This window comes from Flavimobilis sp. BM9 (assembly GCF_058313055.1).
Window position 1 is genome coordinate 45,447 of sequence record NZ_JBZEMO010000005.1, and the last position, 17,991, is coordinate 63,437.

Here is a 17,991-nt window from a genome sequence, read left to right on the forward strand (position 1 = left end):
CCGCCGGCGTCCCCCGGGGAGCGGCCGGCTCAGCCGAGCCGCTCGACGACGTAGTCCACGGCCTGCGTGAGCCGTGCGACGTCGTCGGGATCGACGGCGGGGAACACGCCGACGCGCAGCTGGTTGCGTCCGAGCTTGCGGTAGGGGAAGACGTCGACGACGCCGTTGTCGCGCAGCGCCGCGACGACGGCGGTCGCGTCGATCGTGTCGTCGAGGTCGATCGTCGCGACGACGTTCGAGCGGGCGGCCGGGTCGGTGACGAACGGCGTCGCCCAGTCGCGGGCGTCGGCCCAGTCGTAGAGGGTCGCGGCGGAGCGTGCGCAGCGCTCGGCCGACCAGGCGAGACCGCCCTGGGCGCCGAGCCACTCGACCTGCTCGGCGAGCATGACGAGGGTCGCGACGGCGGGGGTGTTGAGGGTCTGGTCGAGGCGCGAGTTGTCGACCGCGATCTTGAGCGAGAGGATCTCCGGGATCCACCGCTCGCTGGCGAGGCGTTCGGCGCGCTCGACGGCGTCGGGGGAGAGGACCGCGAGCCACAGCCCGCCGTCGGAGGCGAAGACCTTCTGCGGTGCGAAGTAGTAGACGTCGGTCTGCGAGACGTCGACTGCGAGGCCACCGGCCCCCGACGTCGCGTCGATCGCGACGAGCGATCCTTCGGAGCCTGCGGGGCGCACGACGGGCGCCATCGCCCCTGTCGACGTCTCGTTGTGCGGCCAGGCGTACAGGTCGACGTCGTCGCGGAGCTCGGGCAGGACGACGGTGCCGGGCTCGGCTGTCCGGACGAGCGAGTCGGCGAGGAACGGGGCTGCCGACGTGGCCTTGGCGAACTTGGCGGAGAACTCGCCGAACGCGGCGTGCGAGGCGCGGTCCTCGACGAGGGAGAACGTCGCGACGTCCCAGAACGCGGTCGCGCCACCGTTGCCGAGCGCGATCTCGTACCCGTCCGGGAGGTCGAAGAGGTCGGCGAGCCCGGTGCGGACGCGGCGCACGACGTCGCGCACGGGTGCCTGACGGTGGGAGGTGCCGAGGAGGGAGCGGCCGGCCGCGGCGAGGGCTGCGACCTGAGCATCGCGGACCTTCGAGGGGCCTGAGCCGAAGCGGCCGTCAGCGGGGAGGAGGTCGGTGGGGATCTGGATCGTCTCGGGCACTCTCAGAGGATAGCGGCGCCGCCCGTGCTGACACCGTGTTCGCCTAAACTGTCCCAGGACACCGACAACAGGAGGCTGGGTAGCGTGAGCGACCTCATCGACACCACCGAGATGTATCTCCGGACGATCTACGAGCTGGCCGAGGAGGGCATCGTCCCGCTCCGTGCCCGCATCGCCGAGAGGCTGGGGCACTCGGGGCCGACGGTCTCCCAGACGGTGGCCCGCATGGAGCGTGACGGCCTCGTGGTGGTGTCGGGGGACCGCCATCTCGAGCTGACTCCAGACGGTCACGCGAAGGCGATGCGGGTCATGCGCAAGCACCGCCTGGCGGAGCGTCTCCTGACCGATGTCATCGGTCTCGAGTGGGAGTACGTCCACGACGAGGCGTGCCGCTGGGAGCACGTCATGAGCGACCGCGTCGAGAAGCGGCTCCTCGATCTGCTGGACCGTCCCACGCACTCTCCGTACGGCAACCCGATCCCCGGACTCGGCGAGCTCGGGGACGAACGTCCCGAGCAAGGGTTCCTCGAGGGAGTGGTGTCCCTCTCGGTCGTCAGCGGCCTCCTGGCCGACGGCGAGAGCCGCACGGCGCAGGTGGCGCGGCTGGGTGAGCCGCTGCAGACCGATGTCGTGCTTCTCGCGCGGCTCGCGTCCGCCGGTGTCGTGCCTGGTGGCACCGTCGTGCTGACCGCGACGGGGCGGGACGTCGCGGTGACGGCGGAAGGCAAGGACACGGTTCTCGAGCTCCCGGCCGAGGTGTCGAGGCACATCTTCGTGGGCTCCTGAGCCCCGTCGAACCCCGCGAGAAGTTGTCGTGACCGGAGCGTGACATTCGCGCATCTCATGGGGTACCTTCGATCTGGCCTCATCCGGAACCCCGGAGGAGGCGCACCTGCAGAACGCCGAGCTCTGCCACTGCAGGTGTCGCACCACAGACCGCTGGCAGAGGCGGGGGAACCACCAACGGCTCCGGTTCGCCGGAGACTTGGGGTGAAGTCGGCCGGTTCGCCGGTCGGCCGGGCAGCTCTCTAGCCCGAACCCGACAGCTAACTTCGTAGGCGTTCATGGAGAGGCTCAACTACGTGACGCTCAGCACGACTCGCGCCAAGCACCGCGCGGCCCGTCGTCCCATCAGCCAGGTCATCGTCGACGCGGCAGGGGACAACCTCAGCACCGCGGGGAAGCGCACCGTCGCTGTCGCCGCGACCTCCGGACTCCTCGTCTCGATGCTGGGCACCTCTGCCAGCGCGGCCACCGACGCGAACGTGTCGATCGGCACGGCAGACGTCTCCGCACTCACCTCCCAGGCTCGCGCCCAGCTCCAGGCCGCCCCTGCGGTCACGGTCGCTGACGCGTCCTGGTCCGTCTCGGCTGGGACGGTCAAGCCCGTCAAGGTCAAGCCGGCCCCCGAGGCCCGCCAGATCGTGTCTGAGACCCCTCGTGCGAACGAGAGCGCGTCCCGCAGCCAGACCCGCACGCCCGCCGCCGACGAGACGCAGAGCGCTCCGAAGTCCGCCGAGAAGACGGCGCCTCCGGCCGCCGCGTCCGGCTCCGCGGTCATCGAGATCGCCTCCCGCTACGTGGGCGTCCCGTACGTCTACGGCGGTACGACGCCGAACGGCTTCGACTGCTCCGGCTTCACGAGCTATGTGTACGCCCAGCTCGGCATCGACCTCCCGCGCAGCTCGGGTGCCCAGCGCGGGATGGGCACCGTGATCCCGCGCAGCCAGGCCAAGCCCGGCGACCTCATCTGGACCCCGGGCCACGTGGCGATCTACGCCGGTGGCAACACCCAGATCGACGCCCCGCGTCCCGGCAAGTCGATCCAGTTCCGGAACATCTGGCAGTCGAACCCGACGTTCATCCGTCTCGGCTGAGCACAGCAGACTCCTCGACAAGGCCCGGACCGTCTCTGACGGTCCGGGCCTTCGTCGTGCCCAGGAGACGGCGAGGCGCGAGGCGCGCAAGCTCCCGCGATCGTGGGTGAGACCCGCACCGAGCAGGGCATAGGCAGGGTGTTGAGAGGGTAAAGTCGAAGCACGGAGGGCGCGACGAGCGTCTGCCGCGGAACTCAGAGAGGAGCTCGCAGATGACGCACCGCGACGTGGTCCTGGTGGGGGTGGACGGGTCCTCGCCGAGCCTGCACGCGCTCGACTGGGCTGCCGCCCAGGCGCTCCGGCTCGGTTGGCCGCTGCACGTGGTCTGCGCCTACTCCCTGCCGTCGTTCACGGCAGCGAGCCTCGACGGCGGTTATGCGGCCCTCGACGACACTGCGATCCTCGACGGCGCCAAGGCCGTCCTGGAGGAGGCGAAGGCCCGTGCCGAGGCCACCGGCATCGAGGTCCGGGCGTCGGTCACGACCGGGGACCCGGCGGGCGTCCTCGTGGACATGTCTCGTGAGCACCGCCTCGTCGTGGCGGGCACGCGCGGGCACGGTGGTTTCGCTGGGCGGCTCCTGGGAACCGTGTCGTCGGCGCTCCCCGCGCACAGCCACTGCCCGACGGTCGTCGTCCCGTACCTCGGTGAGGACGGCGAGCGCACCGCGATCTCCTCGGTGGCGTCGAACGCCGGTCTCGAGCCGGTCGACCAGCGGCCGCTGTTCCCGATCCGTCGCATCGTCGTCGGCATGGACGGGTCGCCGACGGCGGAGGGGGCGCTCCGGGCAGCGCTGCTGCAGCAGAAGGTCTGGGACTGCGAGCTGGTGGCGGTCGCCGGGGTCCCCGTCGGGGCCGGGGCCGGGTTGCTCGCGTGGCTCCCGGCTGCTGTCGACCACGAGGCCGTGCTCGCGGACGTCGCTGAGGGTCTCAACGTCATCGTGGACCGGGTCCTCGCGGACTTCCCGGGGCAGAAGGTGCGGCGGATCGTGCTCGACGGTACGGGTGCCGAGCTGCTCACCGAGTTCTCCACGGCTGCTGACCTGGTCGTCGTCGGGTCGCGCGGCCGGGGCGGGTTTGCGGGCCTGCTCCTCGGTTCGACGTCGCAGGCCGTCCTGCACCACGCTAAGTGCCCGGTCATGGTCGTGACCAAGAAGTCGAGCGACGCGGTCGCCTCGGCTGACGAGGCCGAGCAGGCCGGCTGACGGCGCTGCGTCAGCCGCGCAGGACGAGGGTGCAGCACTTGGCCCCGCCGCCGCCGAGCAGCAGCTCGGGCAGGTCGACGGGGACCGGGGTGTAGCCACGCTCCCGGAGCGCGTCCGCGAGGCGCGTCGCGCGCGCCGCCATGACGATGTGCTCGCCGTCGCTCACTGCGTTGAGCCCGAGCACGGCCGCGTCCTCGTCGGTCGCGTTCAGGGCGTCCGGGAAGAGGCTGCGCAGCCGCTCCTGCGAAGGGCCGCTGAAGGCGCTCGGCAGGTACGCGACGTCGACGGTCTCGCTGCCGTCGCCGCCCTTGAGGACCATCAGAGCGGTGTCGAGGTGGTAGAAGCGCGGGTCGACGAGCTCGAGGGTGACGACCTCGCGGCCCAGGACGTCGCTCGCCTCGGCGTGCGCCTCGCGCGACGTGCGCAGCCCGGTGCCCGCGAGCAGGAGGTCGCCGACGAGCAGGAGGTCGCCTTCCCCCTCGTTCGTCTCGACAGCCTCGTGCGGGCGGAAGCCGAGCTCTGCGAGCCGCGCGAGATAGGCCGGGCCCTCGGCGGCGCGCTCCGCGTGCGAGAACTTCGCGCCGTAGGCGACACCCCCCACGACGGTCGCGCCGTTCGCGGCGTAGACCATGTCCGGGAGCCCGGGGAGCGGGTCGATGAGCTCGACCGTGTGCCCGAGGTCGACGTGGACGTCCCGCAGCCGCTGCCACTGCGTCATGGCGGCGGCCTGGTCCACGGGGACCGAGGTGTCCATCCACGGGTTGATCTCGTAGGAGACGGTGAAGTAGGTGGGCGGGCACATGAGGTAGCGGGCCGGCACGGTCACGTCCCTTCGACCTGGAGGGGTGCGGCCGCGGGGTCGGCCTGCTCGACGATGCGTACCGGCTCCCCGATGCGGAGGGGAGGCGGGCCGAACGCTCCGGCAGCCTGCCGCACGACCCCGCGTGCGAGCGCCCGGCCGCCGATCGCGCCGACTGCGGCACCGACGCCGAACGGGACGAGGCGCCCGAGCGCGAGGCCGGACTGCTTGGCGAGGTACCGCTTGAGGAACCTGCCCGTGAGGACCTTGTTGACGCGCTTGATCGTGGTGGACGGCGCGGCTGCGGCCAGGACGCGTCCCCACGCGACCGGGCTGATGCCGGCGGTCGCGAGAGCGGCGGTGCCGTCGTCGCCGAGGATGGCGGCGAGGACCAGCGCCCGGCGGCGCTCGACGTCGTCGACGGCGATGCCGTGCACGTCCGCGACGGCGAGGGTGTACGCGGCCGATGCCGCGAAGAACGTCGCGAGGTCGCTCACCGTGAGCGCGGTCGCGGTGGCGGTCCCGACCGCGGGGATCGCGGCTGCCGCTCCGACCGCGGCTCCGGTCGAGGTGACGACGCGCAGGAACTCCTTTTCGAGGAGCGCGAGGATCTGCTCGGGGCTCGCTTCGGGGTTGCGGGCTGCGACACGGTCGACGTGCGCACGGATCACGGGGGAGGGGATCCGCACCGCATGGTCGAGCGCGGCCTCGAACGCGCTGCGGCGGTCGGAGCTCTTCCCGCTGATCTGCGCGGCGGCTGCCATCGTCAGATGCCGTCCTCGGAGGAGTGGGAGACCGTCTCGCCCGTAGCCTCGTCGATGACGCTCAGGGTGACGGTCGCGCCGGACTTGATCGTGCGACCGACCGTGCAGCTCGCGTCGATCGCGCGGCTGACGACGGCGAGCAGGCGGTCGCGTGCGTCGGGCTCGAGGGCGGAGAGGTCGACCTCGAGCTTCTCGACGAGTTCCGTGTAGCGCTCTTCCTCGACGTTCTTCACGGTCGTCACGTCGATGCGCGCGGCGTAGTCCGGGCCGAGGCGTCGCGCGAACGCGACGTCGGAGGACAGTCCGGTGCAGCCGACGAGCGCGAGCTTGAGGAGCTCGCCCGGGGTGAAGCGGCCGTCGTGCTCGGTCGAGCCGATCGCGACGCGGGCGCCGCGGCCGTTGAAGCCGGCGTACTGGCGGGGGCCGACCCGTTCGATCCAGACGGCGTCGGGGGCGACGGCAGGGACGGTCTCCTCGGCGAGGGCGGCGGCAAGAGCGGGGTCGAAGGTCATGGGGTCAGTTTTCCACGGGCCTGCGACGTGCGCGGATCGGCGGGCGTCGACATCCACCTGGAGAGACCGGCGCCCGAGCTACTCGTCGAGCGCGGCGAGCCACGTGGTGAGGATGCGCTCGAGCTGGACCGCGTCCCGTTCCGGCAGTGCTGCGAGCAGGCGGGCCTCGTTGGCGAGGTGCTCGGTGAACGCGTCGTCGATGAGGGCGCGGCCTGTGGGGGTGAGCGCGACGACGCGGCTTCGACCGTCGTCGGCGGCGGGGCGGCGCGTGACGAGGCCGGCGGCGACGAGCCGGTCGACCCGCTTGGTCATCGCGCCTGTCGTGACCATGGTGTGGTCGCTCAGCTCGCCCGGGGTGCGCTCGAAGGGTGCGCCTGCCCGGCGGAGCGCCGCGAGGACGTCGAACTCTCCTTCGGTCAGGCCGTGGCGACGGTAGACGACCTCGAGCTGTTCGGTGAGGGCGTTCGCGAGGCGGTGGAGGCGGCCGAAGACTCCCTGGGGGCGGGGGTCGAGGTCGGGGCGCTCGCGGCGCCACTCGTCCTGGATCCGGGAGACGTGGTCAGGCATGTGGACAGAATACCTTCCGAGGAAGCAAACTGTCTTCCATGGAAGATAATCGTCGATGGATCGCCGTGACGGCGGTCGCCCCTGTCCTCTGGGGGAGCACGTACTACCTCACCCACGCCGTCCTGCCCGACGGTGCACCGCTCTGGGGAGCGATCCTGCGCGCGCTCCCCGGCGGGCTCCTGCTCCTCGCCCTGCGCCGACGCCTGCCGCGCGGGTCCTGGTGGTGGCGCGCCCCCGTGCTCGGCGCGCTGACGACAGGGCCGTTCTTCGTTCTCGTCTACGTCGCTGCGCAAGAGCTGCCGTCGGGCGTCGCCTCGATGATCATGGCCCTCTCGCCCGTCGCGATGATGGCGCTCGGGTGGGCCCTGCTCGGCGAACGTCCAGGGCTCGCCGCAGCGCTCGGTGCGGCCGTCGGCATCGGAGGTGCCGTGCTCATCCTCGCGGGCGGGGCGGGGGAGGTCGCGCCGTGGGGTGTCGCCGCGTCGGCCGCGGGGCTCGTCATGTCGTCGGTCGGCTTCGTGCTCGCCCGCCGCTGGCGGGCCGGCGTCGACCCCGTCGCCCTCACCTCGTGGCAGCTCACCTCGAGCTCGCTGCTGCTCCTGCCTGTCGCGCTGCTCGTCGAAGGCGCGCCGCCCCGGCTCGACGGCGTACAGGTCGTCGCGTTTGCCTACATGAGCGTCGTCGCGACAGGGCTCGCGTACGTCGCGTGGAACCTCGGGCTCGCGCACCTGCAGGCGGGGACCGTCGGTCTCGTCGGCCTGCTCAACCCGGTCACCGGGGTGCTGCTCGGCACGGTGGTGGGCGGGGAGTCGCTGACGATCCTCCAGGGGCTCGGCATCGTCGCCGTGCTCGGGGGGATCGCCCTCGCGCAGGTGCGCGGAGCTGGGCGACGGGCCGAGGCCCGAGCGGTGCGCCTGGGCAGACTCGAACTGCCGACACCCGCTTTAGGAGAGCGGTGCTCTATCCACTGAGCTACAGACGCGCGCCCGGCCGTCGCGGTCGGGCGGGTCGAGCCTACTCGGTCGAGGCTCCGGTCCCCGAATCCGCGCCCGTTTCGGGCGGTGTTCACGACAGGATCGAAGGTCCCGTCGGAAACGACGACGCGTCACCTCGTCGTTCGAGCCGCGCCCGTGCGACCGGGGTCTCTCAGGCTCCGCACAGACAAGATCTCGCGGCTCGCGGCGCGTTGACACCGGGTGAAGGAGCGTGCAAGATCATCCATGACGGCGCGCATCGCCTGCCCCCTGCGCGGTGCGCGCTGTCCCTCATTCTCGGCCCTCGAGCCGGACCCCATCCCTCTCTTTCGGCCATGGGTGTCCCATGTCTCGGGCCTCGCAACCCGCCCTGCGGCGCGTCACCCCCACTCTCACCCCGCCGCCGGTTAGCGTTTCCAACGTGAACGTCATGGCCAGCAACCAGCGCCCCGAGGGGGAGCAGCCCGCCGGCGCCCCGAACGCGCCCGTGATCGTCGCTGCGCCCACGACCTCCCAGATCGTCGCGCGGTCCGTCAGCACCTGGCGCACCGCGCTCGCCGCCCGCGCCGGCGGCTCCTCGCTCGCGGACATCCGCCTGCTCGGCGACGCCGTGCTCGACCTCACCGCAGCGCACCCGTCAGGGATCGCGCAGCTCTTCGCCGGTCGCCCGACCCAGCTCGCGAACATCTTCCGCGAGGGCATCTCCCTGCCCACCGCGCGGCGTCGGGCACGGGCGGTCGCAGCACGCGCCAAGGAGCAGACCGAGCGCTACGGCATCGCCCCGACCTACCTCGCGATCGGCGTCGCCACGTGGACCGAGGAGGTCGGTGACGAGTCCGCGAACGACGTCGCGGCGCTCGCCCGCATCGCCGGAGCGGCGCCCGGCCCGTCCGGGGCGTCCGAGTCGGAGCCGCGCGAGTCGCGGCGCACCGTCCGCGCCCCCGTCCTGCTGCGCCCCCTGCGGCTCCAGGCCCGAGGCTCCGGGGAGTCCGACTACGAGCTCATGCTCGAGACGTCCGCCGAGCTCAACCCCGTCCTGTCGCGCGCGCTGCGCTCGCGCGGCGCGCTGCTCGACCCGGTCGCGCTCGCGCAGTCGGCCTTCGACTCGGGTGCGTTCGCGCCGAGCATCGTCACCGACCGTGTCCACGCGCTCGGCTCTGCCGTGCTCACCGACTTCACGCTCACCGAGAAGCTCGTCGTCGGCTCGTTCGTCCACCCGGGCCAGGCGCTCGTCGACGACCTCGACGAGCTCTCTGGCCTCGACCACCACGAGGTTGTCGCGGCGCTCGCGACCCTCGCCTACGAGGACGAGCACGTCCGGGCGCACCCGCCGACACGGACGTCGGTCCTGCCCGCCGAGGACGGCGACGACGCGGACGACAGCCAGGGCGCCGACCCCGAGCCCTTCGACGAGGTCCACGACGACGTCGCGTCCACGGTCGCGCGCGCGTTCGTCCCGCAGTCCTTGCCCGAGGTGCGCCAGGGCGACGAGGATCCGGCGGACGAGCGGGGCGTCGGCGACCTCGATCCTGCCCAGCGCCACCTGATCGACGCCGTGACGACGGGGCGCCACGTCTTCGTCGACGCGCCCGCCGGCGCGGACGTCCCCGGGACCGTCGCGGCACTCGTCGCCGACGCCGCCGCCTCCGGCCGCTCCGTCCTCTACGTGCCCGGCCACCGGCGCGCCGCCGAGCAGGTCGTCGCACGCATGGACAGCCTCGGGCTGTCCGACCTCCTCATGGACATCGAGCCGTCGCCCACCTGGCGCGCGGGAGTGTCCCGCCGGCTCCTCGCCGCGATGACGCTCGAGCCTCCGTACATCGACCGGCACGCGCTCGGGCGCCTGCGCGCCGACCTGATCGACACCCGCCGCCGCCTCGCCGGGTACATCGAGTCGCTCCACCTCGTGCGACGCCCCTGGGGCGTCTCGGCGTACGACGTCCTGCAGGCGCTCGCCCGCCTGACCGCCGCACGACCGTCACCCTCGACGCACGTCCGCCTCTCCCCGGCGACCACGACCGCCCTGACGGGCGAGGTGCGCGAGAACGCGATCGACACGCTCATCCGCGTCTCAGAGCTCGGGGCCTTCACGATCCGGCCCACGTCGACCCCCTGGTACGGCGCAGACCTCATCGAGGACGACGCAGCCCGTGCCGCGCACACGCGCGCCGAACGGCTCGCGAACGACCTCCTTCCGCGCCTCGACGCGCAGATCGAGCAGGTGCGCGCGTCGTCGGGCCTGGTCGAGCCGACGTCGCTGCGCGCCTGGGGCGAGCAGCTCGCGATGATCGCCGGCCTGCGCACGACGCTCGACGTCTTCCAGCCGATCATCTTCGAGCGGACCGCCGCCGACCTCGTCGCCGCGACCGCGACGCCGAAGTGGCGCACGCTCAACGCCCCCGAGATGACGGGCCGTCAGCGCCGCCGCCTCGCCAAGCAGGCCAAGGACATGCTGCGCCCCGGCACCCGGGTCGACGACCTGCACGGCGCGCTCGTCAAGGTGCAGGCGCAGCGTGAGCAGTGGACGGCGATGTGCCCGGGGGGCGGCTGGCCGCGGCTCCCCGAAGGTCTCGCCGTGATCGAGGCGACCTACCGCGAGGTCCTCGCCGACGTCGAAGCGCTCGAGCCCGTGCTCGCGTCGACCCCGGCAGGCGGCGGGCTCCTCGACATGCCTCTCGCCGCGCTCGTCGAGCGCACCGAACGCCTCGCGGCGGACCGCGCCGCGCTCGACACGCTCCCCGAGCGCACCGCGCTCCTGCGCGACCTGCGCGCCGCGGGCCTGTCCGCGCTCGTCGACGACCTGCACGACCGGCACGTCTCGAGCGGCCTCGTCGGCCCTGAGCTCGAGCTCGCCTGGTGGTCGTCGGTGTTCGAGGAGATCCTCCGCCAGGACGTCGCCCTCGCCGCGTACGACGGGGCAGCGCTCGAGGCGCTCGCGGCCCGCTTCCGCGAGCTGGACCGCGCGCACGTCGCCGCGCTGCCCGGCCCTGTCCTGACCGCCGCGATCGGCGAGGCGACCCTCGCGATGCGCAAGCACCCGGAGGACACCGAAGAGCTCTTCGCCGAGCTGCTCGAGGGCCGCTTCACGGGCCTGCGCGACACGACTGCCCGGTACGGCCACCTGCTGCGTTCCCTGCGTCCCGTCACGGTCGCGTCGCCGACGCTCGTGCCGCACGTCCTGCCCCCGACCCGGACGGTCGACCTCGTCGTCCTCGACGCGGTCCAGCACCTCCCGGCCGAGCTCCTCGTCCCCGCGCTCGCGCGTGGCCGTCAGGTCGTCGTCATCGGTGACGCCCGCTCGGCGTCGGGCGCGGCCGTGCGCGACCTCGCTCGCATTCTCCCGACGGTGCCGCTGCGAGCACAGGTGTCGTCGCGTGACCAGGAGCTCGTCGAGTTCCTCACGACGCACGGCTACGGCGACGTGCTCCGACCCACGCCGCTGCCCGTCTCGCGTGACCTGGTCGACTTCCAGACCGTCGACGCGTCGGGCATGCCCGACGCCGCGACGGGCACGGTCCAGACGACGCAGGGCGAGGTGGACCGGGTCGTCGAGCTCGCGATCGAGCACGCGCTCGTCCGGCCCGAGGAGTCGCTCGCGATCATCACGCTGAGCGAGCTGCACGCGGACCGGGTCCGCGAGGCGCTGCTCGGTGAGGTCCGCCGCAACCCGGCGCTCTCGTCGTTCTTCGACCCGGCGGCCCACGAGCCGGTCGTCATCGCGGACCTGTCCGCGGTCGCAGGTCTCTCGCGCGACGCCGTCGTCATGTCGGTCGGCTTCGGCCGCACCCCGCACGGTCGGGTCCTGCACCGCTTCGGTGCGGTGTCCGAGCCGTCGGGCGAGGCGATGCTCCTCGACGCGCTCGGCGTCTCGCGCGCCCGGCTGACCGTCGTCTCGTGCTTCGGGTACGAGGACCTCGACCCCGAGCGTCTGCGCAGCCCGGGTGCGCGTCTCCTCGGCGACCTCCTCGAGTTCGTCGAGCGGCGTGCGGCCGAAGGGCCGCGCTCGATGCTCGCCGGAGGCATCGAGACGGACCTCAACCCTGACCGCCTCGTCATCGACCTCGCCGAGCGCCTGTGGCGTGCTGGGCTCCTCGTCGAGACGGACTTCGGCATGCGTGGCGGAGAGCGGATCCCGCTCGTCGTCGGTCACCCGGACCTCCCGGACCGGATGCTCGTGGCCGTCCTGACCGACGACGCCGCGTACGTCGCGGAGCCGTCCGTCCGCGTGCGCGACCGTCAGCGTGCCGAGCGGCTCGAGGCGCTCGGGTGGACGGTCGTCCAGGTGTGGTCGGCTGCCGCGTTCCTCGACCCGGTCAAGGAGGCGAGCCGTATCCGGCAGGTCGTGCTCGACGTGGCCGCGAGCATGTTCGAGCAGCCGATGTTCGGTGGCCGTGATGCTGCGAACGTCCCGGTGACGCTCCCGGCGATCGTGGACCCGATCGAGCTCGAGACGCCCGTGGCGGCTGCGCCGGCCGCGGCCGTAGCACCGGGTGCCCTCGACTCTGTCCAGCCCGGGACCCTGGAGCCGGAGCGCGCCGAGGCTGAGCCGGTCGAGCCGGCGGAGCTGGGAGCCGAGGGAGCGCCCGAGGCGCCCTCCGCCCCGCACGTGGACGATGCCGCCGGGGCGGGACCCGTGTCCGGACCCGCCGACGGGATCGTCACGCCGTCGTTCGCCGCCGCGGTCTCCGGGGAGATCCCGCGCGCGAACCCGTACGCGCCCGGCTGGGCCACCCCGGCGTGGGCGCCCGTCTCGGGAGAGACAGCTGCCGACGCGTCGAGCGCGGCCTCCGCGCACGACGTGCCCGGCGGCGCCGCGCGCCCGGCTGACCCGGTGCTGTCGGCGGGTTCCGTCCGTTCGAGCGTGTCGGGGCGCAGCGCCGTGTCCGCGCTCTCGGCTGCGTCGACCGTGGCCGACGAGACGCCCGTCGCAGAGGCGCCAGCCCCTGTCGAGGCCGACGCCGCGTCGCCCGGCTCGGCGTCCGAGGTCGTCGAGGGTGCTCGGCACACCGGTCCGGACGCGGTGATGCAGGGCGGGTTCGCGATGGTCGGCGGGGTCCAGGTCGACCTCGTGACGGCGGCGTCAGACACGGCTGTCGAGTCCGTGCGCACCCCTCGCCCCGACGTGCAGCCTGGCCTGCCGATCAACGCGTACGGCGACAACGAGATCGACGAGCTCGCCGCATGGATCAGGTCGGACGGTATCGAGCGCGACGCCGAGCAGCTCGCGGGCGCCCTGCGCGCCGAGCTCGGGGTCGTGCGCCGGTCGAACCGTGTGGACGCGGCCGTGAACGCCGCTGTTCGTCGCGCGCTCGGCTCCTGACCCGCGAGGGCTGGGATGATGGGGGCGTGAGCCCGCACGATCCTCGACCTGACCAGCCTGTGCCCGTCCCACCTCCGGGGGGCGAGGGTGCCCGTCGCAAGCCCCGCCGCGTCGTGCGGAGGGGGACCGAGACGGCTGAGGTCTCAGGGATCAGCGCCGACGAGCGCGGCGAGGGATGGTCCGAGGGTGCCGGGCGCGAGAGCGACGACGCCCATCTGTTGCGAGACCTCCCGCCCCACTGGGGTGGCGCCGGCTACCGCGACTGAAGGTCGCGCGACGCGCAGCCCCGAGACATGACGAAGGAGCGAGCCGACCCCGCGCGGGGGCGGCTCGCTCCTTCGTTCGTGCTGTGTCCCTCAGAGGGAGGGCAAGTTCCCCGGCGTGGTGCTGGTCCCGCCACCGTTCTGCTGCTTGAGCAGGTCGCGGATCTCCTGGAGCAGCAGGATGTCCTCGGACGGAGCGGCCGGCTCCGCGACCTCGCCGCGCTTGCGGGCTGCCGCCAGCTTGTTGATGGGCAGGATGATCACGAAGTAGATGACGGCCGCGACGATGAGGAAGTTGATGATCGCGTTCAGCACGAGGCCGGGCATGAACACCGAGTCGTTGATCGTGAAGGAGCCGACCGACGACAGGTCAGGAGCCGCGAAGAACGCCGCGATGAGCGGGTTGATCACGCCTTCCTGGATCTTCGCGACGATGCCCGAGAACGCGGTGCCGATGATCACGGCGACGGCCAGCTCGATCACGTTGCCGCGGAGGATGAACTCCTTGAAACCGTTCAAGGTCTCCTTCATGCGTCGTCTCCCTCTGGGGTTCGTCAAGCCTTGGTGCGTCCTCGTGGACGTCCCTCTCGTCAGCATCATTGCACGATGACCGCGCCGACGTAGCCCGAGACGGAGGCGTCCACGAGGGCGAGGCCCTCGTCGGGTCGGACGGCGACGAGCACGGTCGTCGTCGCCGAGCCCGTCCCGGTCGCTGGCCCCAGGAGCCCGCTCCCGGACGAGGTCTCCCCGCCCGCGCGAGAGGGCAGCACGAGGGCGCTGCGGGCCACGATGCGCGTCTGCCCGTCGCCGTCGGCCGTGCGACCGCGCACGAGGTTCACCCGGTCGCCGGGCTTGAGCGCGGCCGCCACCGCGGGGTCGGTCAGGGTGACCGGGACGACGACGTCCCCATCACGTGCGAGCCCGTGCGCTGGCGAGCTCGCGAGCATCGACGGGCACAGGAGTGTCCCCGCAGGCAGGGCGACGACGAGGGTCTCGTCCTCGATCTCGCCGGGCGTGGTCACGGCGCAGGCCGGGCCGAGGTGCGTCGGCAGGCGGGCGATGGTCAGGGCGAGGCGCTCGCCGGGCGCGGTGTCCCGGGCGAGGGCGACGGCGGGACGCGTCGGTGCGTCGGGGACGCGCAGGGCGCCGACGACCGCGGCGGTCGTCGCGCCGAGCGCGAGGCACGTCGCGACGACGCGCCACCGCCACAGACGGGTGCGCAGGAGCTGCTGGCGGCGGGCTCTCTGTGCTGTTCGGTCAGGTCGGGGCGTGGCGTGCGGAGGCATGCGGCGACGCTAGGGCGGCGATGGTGTGCCGTGTCCGCCAGGCCACGGACGTGGGGACGACGGTCCCCGTGGGTCACCCTGTGGGCGACCGCGGGCTCAGGACGCAGCGGGCGTCGAGGACGAGCCGCCGGAAGGCTTCGACGGTGCCGCAGGCACCGAGCTCTTCGAGCCCGACCGCGAGTCGGTGCGGTAGAAGCCCGATCCCTTGAACGTCACGCCGACGGTGCTGAAGATCTTGCGCAGCCTGCCCGAGCACTCCGGGCACACGGTCAGGGCGTCGTCGCTGAACGACTGCTGGATGTCGAAGCTGTGACCGCACGCGGTGCAGGTGTACGCGTAGGTGGGCACTGGCGGAACTCCTCAAGGACGGCGACGTGTCGTGCTCCGAGCGGGGTGCCGGCGGGACCTCGGCTGCGCGCCGACCGGTCGGCCGCCTCTGGCACTCCAGCTCTCCGAGTGCTGATTCTAACGTGCCGGGCCCACGCCCGTTCTGACGGCTTCCTCACACCTCGATCGAGGCCACGGGCTAGGCTCGGCCTGTGCCCAGTCGTGCCCGCGTCCTTCGTCGTTCGCTCATCGCCCTCTCGGCGCTCGTCGTGATCGCCCTGGTCACCGCGAGCGTCGTCGTCGTCGGCGCCGTGCGCCGACCGTTCCCCGCCACGTCGGGAGAGGTGCCGATCGCCGGGCTCCAGGCCGAGGTCACCGTCGAGCGGGGACAGCAGGGCGTCCCGCAGATCACCGCGACGTCGAGCGCCGACCTCTTCCGCGCCCAGGGCTACGTCCACGCGCAGGACCGCTTCTTCGAGATGGACTACCGGCGGCACGTCACCTCGGGCCGGCTCGCGGAGCTCGTCGGGGACAACCCCGACGCGATCGCCGCCGACCGCGTCATCCGCACCTTCGGCTGGCGGCACGTCGCCGAGCAGGAGTGGGCGCTCCTCGACGAGACGACGCGTGCCAACCTCACCGCCTACGCGGCGGGCGTCAACGACTACCTCGCCGGGCGCGGTACGTCGTCGATCGCGCTCGAGTACACGGTCCTCGGCATGCAGGTCGACGTCTCGGCACCTGAGCCCTGGGACCCGATCGACTCGGTCGCGTGGCTCAAGGCGATGGCCTGGGACCTGCGCGGCAACTACGACGAGGAGCTCGACCGGGCGGCCACCTTCGGCATCGTCGGTGACGTCGATCAGGTCGAGCAGCTCTTCCCCCGCTACGCGAGCACCGGCAACGCACCGATCCTCGACCGTGACGAGCTGACTGCGCAGCACGCCGCCCGCACCGCGGGCCAGGGCCAGGCGCAGGGCAGCACGGGAGCGCGCACCGCTGCGGAGGGCGCCGCTGCGCACGACGACGTGCCGTGGGGCGACGCGTCGCTCCAGGACGCGGTCGCGACGGCCGCAGCCGCGCTCGCGGCCGTCCCGCAGACCGTCGCGCGCGGCGAGGGGACCGGCTCCAACTCGTGGGTCGTCTCGGGCGACCTCACCGCGACGGGCAAGCCGCTGCTCGCGAACGACCCGCACCTCGGGCTCGCGGCGCCCAGCATCTGGCACCAGGTCGGCCTGCGGTGCGCACCTGTGTCCGACGCGTGCCCGTACGACGTCTCCGGGTTCTCCTTCGCGGGCTTCCCAGGCGTCATCATCGGCCACAACGCCTCGCTCGCGTGGGGCCTGACCAACCTCGGCGCGGACGTCACCGACTTCTTCATCGAGGCGATCAAGGACGACACGTACCTGCGCGACGGCGAGTGGCAGCCGCTCACCCTGCGCGAGGAGACGATCAAGGTCAACGGTGGTGACGACGTCGTCATCACCGTGCGCGGCACCGCGCACGGACCCGTCGTCTCCGGCGAGCTCGGTGACGTCGTCGCCGCGCTGCGGACCCCGACCGGCACCGCACCCGGATCGGGCCAGACGTACGGCGTCGCCCTCGCCTGGACCGCCCTGTCGCCCGGCCGGACCGCAGACGCGGTCTTCGCGCTCAACCGCGCCGAGGACGCGGCCGACGTCGCCGCAGCCGCAGCACTGTTCGCCGTGCCCTCCCAGAACATCGTGTTCGCGACGGTCGACGGGCACATCGGCTACCAGGCGCCGGGGCAGATCCCCGTGCGCGCCACCGTCCCCGGGTCTGCCGCCTCCGACGGCACGTGGCCGCGACCCGGCTGGGACTCGCGCTACGACTGGACGGGATTCGTCGCCCCGGAGGACATGCCGGCCGTGCTCGACCCGGCCGAGGGGTTCATCGTCGCGGCCAACCAGGCTGTCGCCGAGCGCGGCGTCGGGCCGTTCCTCACCTCCGACTGGGACTACGGCTACCGCTCCGAGCGGATCCGCGCCCTCATCAAGGGACAGGTCGAGTCGGGCTCGCCCGTCACGGTCGAGGCGATGGCTGCGCTGCAGTCCGACGTGTGGAGCCCGTACGCCCACCTGCTCGTGCCGGCGCTCCTCGACGTCGATCTCGCGCCGGGCTTCCTCTCCGAGGGCCAGGACCTGCTGCGCGGCTGGGACCACGAGATGGACGCCGACTCGGCCGGCGCCGCGTACTTCGCGGCGGTGTGGTCGCACCTCCTCGAGCGGACGTTCGGCGACGATCTCCCCTCCTCGATGCAGTCGGCGGGCGGGAGCAGGTGGCTCGCGGTCGTCGACAGCCTCATGGCCGACCCGACGTCGCCGTGGTGGGACGACCGGCGGACGGTCAACGTCGTCGAGACACGCGACGAGATCCTCAAGGACGCGCTCGAGGGCGCACGCCTGGAGCTGACCACGACGCTCGGCAAGAACCCTGCCGAGTGGCAGTGGGGCAGGCTGCACCAGCTTCGCCTCGCCCACCCCGTGCTCGGCGGCGACAGCGTCCCTGCGCCCGTGCGCATGCTCGTCAACCCCGGCGCCGAGCAGCTTGCAGGAGGCTCGTCGATCGTCAACGCGACCGCGTGGGACGCCTCGGCGCGCCACACGGTCACCGGCGCGCGCGACTTCTCCGTGACGGCGGGCCCTTCCATGCGCATGGTCGTCGACCTCGCCGACCTCGACGCGTCACGGTGGGTGGTCGTCACGGGCGTCTCGGGTCATCCCGGGCACACGCACTACGCCGACCAGCTGGGCGCGTGGGTACGCGGGGAGACGTTCGCGTGGCCGTTCACCCCGGCTGCAGTCACAGGTGCGGCAGCATCGACCCTGGTGCTCGAGCCCGTCGAGTAGCCGGGGCAGGCGCCCAGGGGCACGGCGCGGGGCCCGGGCGGGCTCCGCGGCCGTCGGCGACGGGAGCGGACCGCTCCCGCGA

The 17,991-nt window shown here is 72.8% G+C and carries 13 protein-coding genes, 1 tRNA gene, 1 pseudogene and 1 riboswitch; of the genes and pseudogenes, 6 read left to right on the forward strand and 9 right to left on the reverse strand.

From position 1 onward, the window contains the following. Positions 1–29 precede the first annotated feature (29 nt). Complete coding sequence (serC, locus tag AC4F3Q_RS09860) at positions 30–1,148, reverse strand: phosphoserine transaminase (protein WP_491039813.1); 1,119 nt, start codon at positions 1,146–1,148, stop codon at positions 30–32. Between the two features lie 84 nt (positions 1,149–1,232). On the opposite strand from serC, the gene AC4F3Q_RS09865 reads away from it, so the two are divergent. From AC4F3Q_RS09865 to AC4F3Q_RS09875, 3 genes are all read left to right on the forward strand, one after another. Further along, entirely contained in the window at positions 1,233–1,934 is a 702-nt protein-coding gene (locus AC4F3Q_RS09865) for an iron-dependent transcriptional repressor DtxR (protein ID WP_168447676.1), read from the forward strand. A gap of 104 nt (positions 1,935–2,038) precedes the next feature. Beyond that, positions 2,039–2,225: riboswitch (cyclic di-AMP (ydaO/yuaA leader) on the forward strand. Then, positions 2,213–3,025, forward strand: a complete 813-nt coding sequence (locus tag AC4F3Q_RS09870) for a C40 family peptidase (protein WP_491039814.1) — start codon at positions 2,213–2,215, stop codon at positions 3,023–3,025. (Overlaps the previous riboswitch by 13 nt.) A 212-nt stretch (positions 3,026–3,237) precedes the next feature. Beyond that, the gene (locus AC4F3Q_RS09875) at positions 3,238–4,227 is read left to right on the forward strand and encodes a universal stress protein (protein WP_491039815.1); all 990 of its coding nucleotides are present in this window, start codon (positions 3,238–3,240) and stop codon (positions 4,225–4,227) included. Between the two features lie 10 nt (positions 4,228–4,237). Here AC4F3Q_RS09875 and ddaH read toward each other — a convergent pair whose 3' ends face one another. The 4 genes from ddaH to AC4F3Q_RS09895 form a co-directional block, all read right to left on the reverse strand. Then, complete coding sequence (gene ddaH, locus AC4F3Q_RS09880) at positions 4,238–5,047, reverse strand: dimethylargininase (protein WP_491040032.1); 810 nt, start codon at positions 5,045–5,047, stop codon at positions 4,238–4,240. A 2-nt stretch (positions 5,048–5,049) separates the two neighbouring features. Beyond that, positions 5,050–5,790, reverse strand: coding sequence for a hypothetical protein (locus tag AC4F3Q_RS09885; RefSeq protein ID WP_491039816.1), 741 nt, complete (start codon positions 5,788–5,790; stop codon positions 5,050–5,052). A 2-nt stretch (positions 5,791–5,792) separates the two neighbouring features. Beyond that, positions 5,793–6,302, reverse strand: a complete 510-nt coding sequence (locus AC4F3Q_RS09890) for an OsmC family protein (RefSeq protein ID WP_168447680.1) — start codon at positions 6,300–6,302, stop codon at positions 5,793–5,795. Positions 6,303–6,380: 78 nt separating this feature from the next. Continuing rightward, entirely contained in the window at positions 6,381–6,869 is a 489-nt protein-coding gene (locus AC4F3Q_RS09895; RefSeq protein ID WP_491039817.1) for a MarR family winged helix-turn-helix transcriptional regulator, read from the reverse strand. A gap of 38 nt (positions 6,870–6,907) precedes the next feature. On the opposite strand from AC4F3Q_RS09895, the pseudogene AC4F3Q_RS09900 reads away from it, so the two are divergent. Beyond that, positions 6,908–7,675 (forward strand): annotated as a pseudogene (locus tag AC4F3Q_RS09900) (EamA family transporter); the annotation flags it as partial. A 103-nt stretch (positions 7,676–7,778) separates the two neighbouring features. Here AC4F3Q_RS09900 and AC4F3Q_RS09905 read toward each other — a convergent pair. Next, positions 7,779–7,851 (reverse strand) — tRNA-Arg (locus AC4F3Q_RS09905). Positions 7,852–8,273: 422 nt separating this feature from the next. Between AC4F3Q_RS09905 and AC4F3Q_RS09910 the strand changes: the two genes are divergently transcribed. After that, positions 8,274–13,163: a hypothetical protein gene (locus AC4F3Q_RS09910; protein ID WP_491040033.1), complete on the forward strand. Its 4,890-nt coding sequence runs from the start codon at positions 8,274–8,276 to the stop codon at positions 13,161–13,163. A 356-nt stretch (positions 13,164–13,519) separates the two neighbouring features. Here the strand turns inward: AC4F3Q_RS09910 and mscL are convergent, their stop codons facing one another. From mscL to AC4F3Q_RS09925, 3 genes are all read right to left on the reverse strand, one after another. Beyond that, positions 13,520–13,957, reverse strand: a complete 438-nt coding sequence (gene mscL, locus AC4F3Q_RS09915; protein ID WP_491039818.1) for a large conductance mechanosensitive channel protein MscL — start codon at positions 13,955–13,957, stop codon at positions 13,520–13,522. A gap of 65 nt (positions 13,958–14,022) precedes the next feature. Further along, positions 14,023–14,712, reverse strand: coding sequence for a CpaB family protein (locus tag AC4F3Q_RS09920; protein WP_491039819.1), 690 nt, complete (start codon positions 14,710–14,712; stop codon positions 14,023–14,025). Between the two features lie 96 nt (positions 14,713–14,808). Further along, positions 14,809–15,060: an FmdB family zinc ribbon protein gene (locus tag AC4F3Q_RS09925; RefSeq protein ID WP_168447684.1), complete on the reverse strand. Its 252-nt coding sequence runs from the start codon at positions 15,058–15,060 to the stop codon at positions 14,809–14,811. A 191-nt stretch (positions 15,061–15,251) separates the two neighbouring features. On the opposite strand from AC4F3Q_RS09925, the gene AC4F3Q_RS09930 reads away from it, so the two are divergent. Further along, positions 15,252–17,909 carry a penicillin acylase family protein gene (locus AC4F3Q_RS09930; protein ID WP_491039820.1) on the forward strand — a complete coding sequence of 886 codons (2,658 nt, stop codon included), beginning with the start codon at positions 15,252–15,254 and terminating at the stop codon, positions 17,907–17,909. The last annotated feature ends 82 nt before the right edge of the window (positions 17,910–17,991 follow it).

What these genes read in the sequence shown, in the direction of transcription:
- AC4F3Q_RS09870 (WP_491039814.1), top strand. Translation starts at nt 2,213, where the DNA reads ATGGAGAGGCTCAACTACGTGACGCTCAGCACGACTCGCGCCAAGCAC.
- AC4F3Q_RS09875 (WP_491039815.1), top strand. Translation starts at nt 3,238, where the DNA reads ATGACGCACCGCGACGTGGTCCTGGTGGGGGTGGACGGGTCCTCGCCG.
- AC4F3Q_RS09885 (WP_491039816.1), bottom strand. Translation starts at nt 5,790, where the DNA reads ATGGCAGCCGCCGCGCAGATCAGCGGGAAGAGCTCCGACCGCCGCAGC.
- AC4F3Q_RS09890 (WP_168447680.1), bottom strand. Translation starts at nt 6,302, where the DNA reads ATGACCTTCGACCCCGCTCTTGCCGCCGCCCTCGCCGAGGAGACCGTC.
- AC4F3Q_RS09895 (WP_491039817.1), bottom strand. Translation starts at nt 6,869, where the DNA reads ATGCCTGACCACGTCTCCCGGATCCAGGACGAGTGGCGCCGCGAGCGC.
- AC4F3Q_RS09910 (WP_491040033.1), top strand. Translation starts at nt 8,274, where the DNA reads ATGGCCAGCAACCAGCGCCCCGAGGGGGAGCAGCCCGCCGGCGCCCCG.
- mscL (WP_491039818.1), bottom strand. Translation starts at nt 13,957, where the DNA reads ATGAAGGAGACCTTGAACGGTTTCAAGGAGTTCATCCTCCGCGGCAAC.
- AC4F3Q_RS09920 (WP_491039819.1), bottom strand. Translation starts at nt 14,712, where the DNA reads ATGCCTCCGCACGCCACGCCCCGACCTGACCGAACAGCACAGAGAGCC.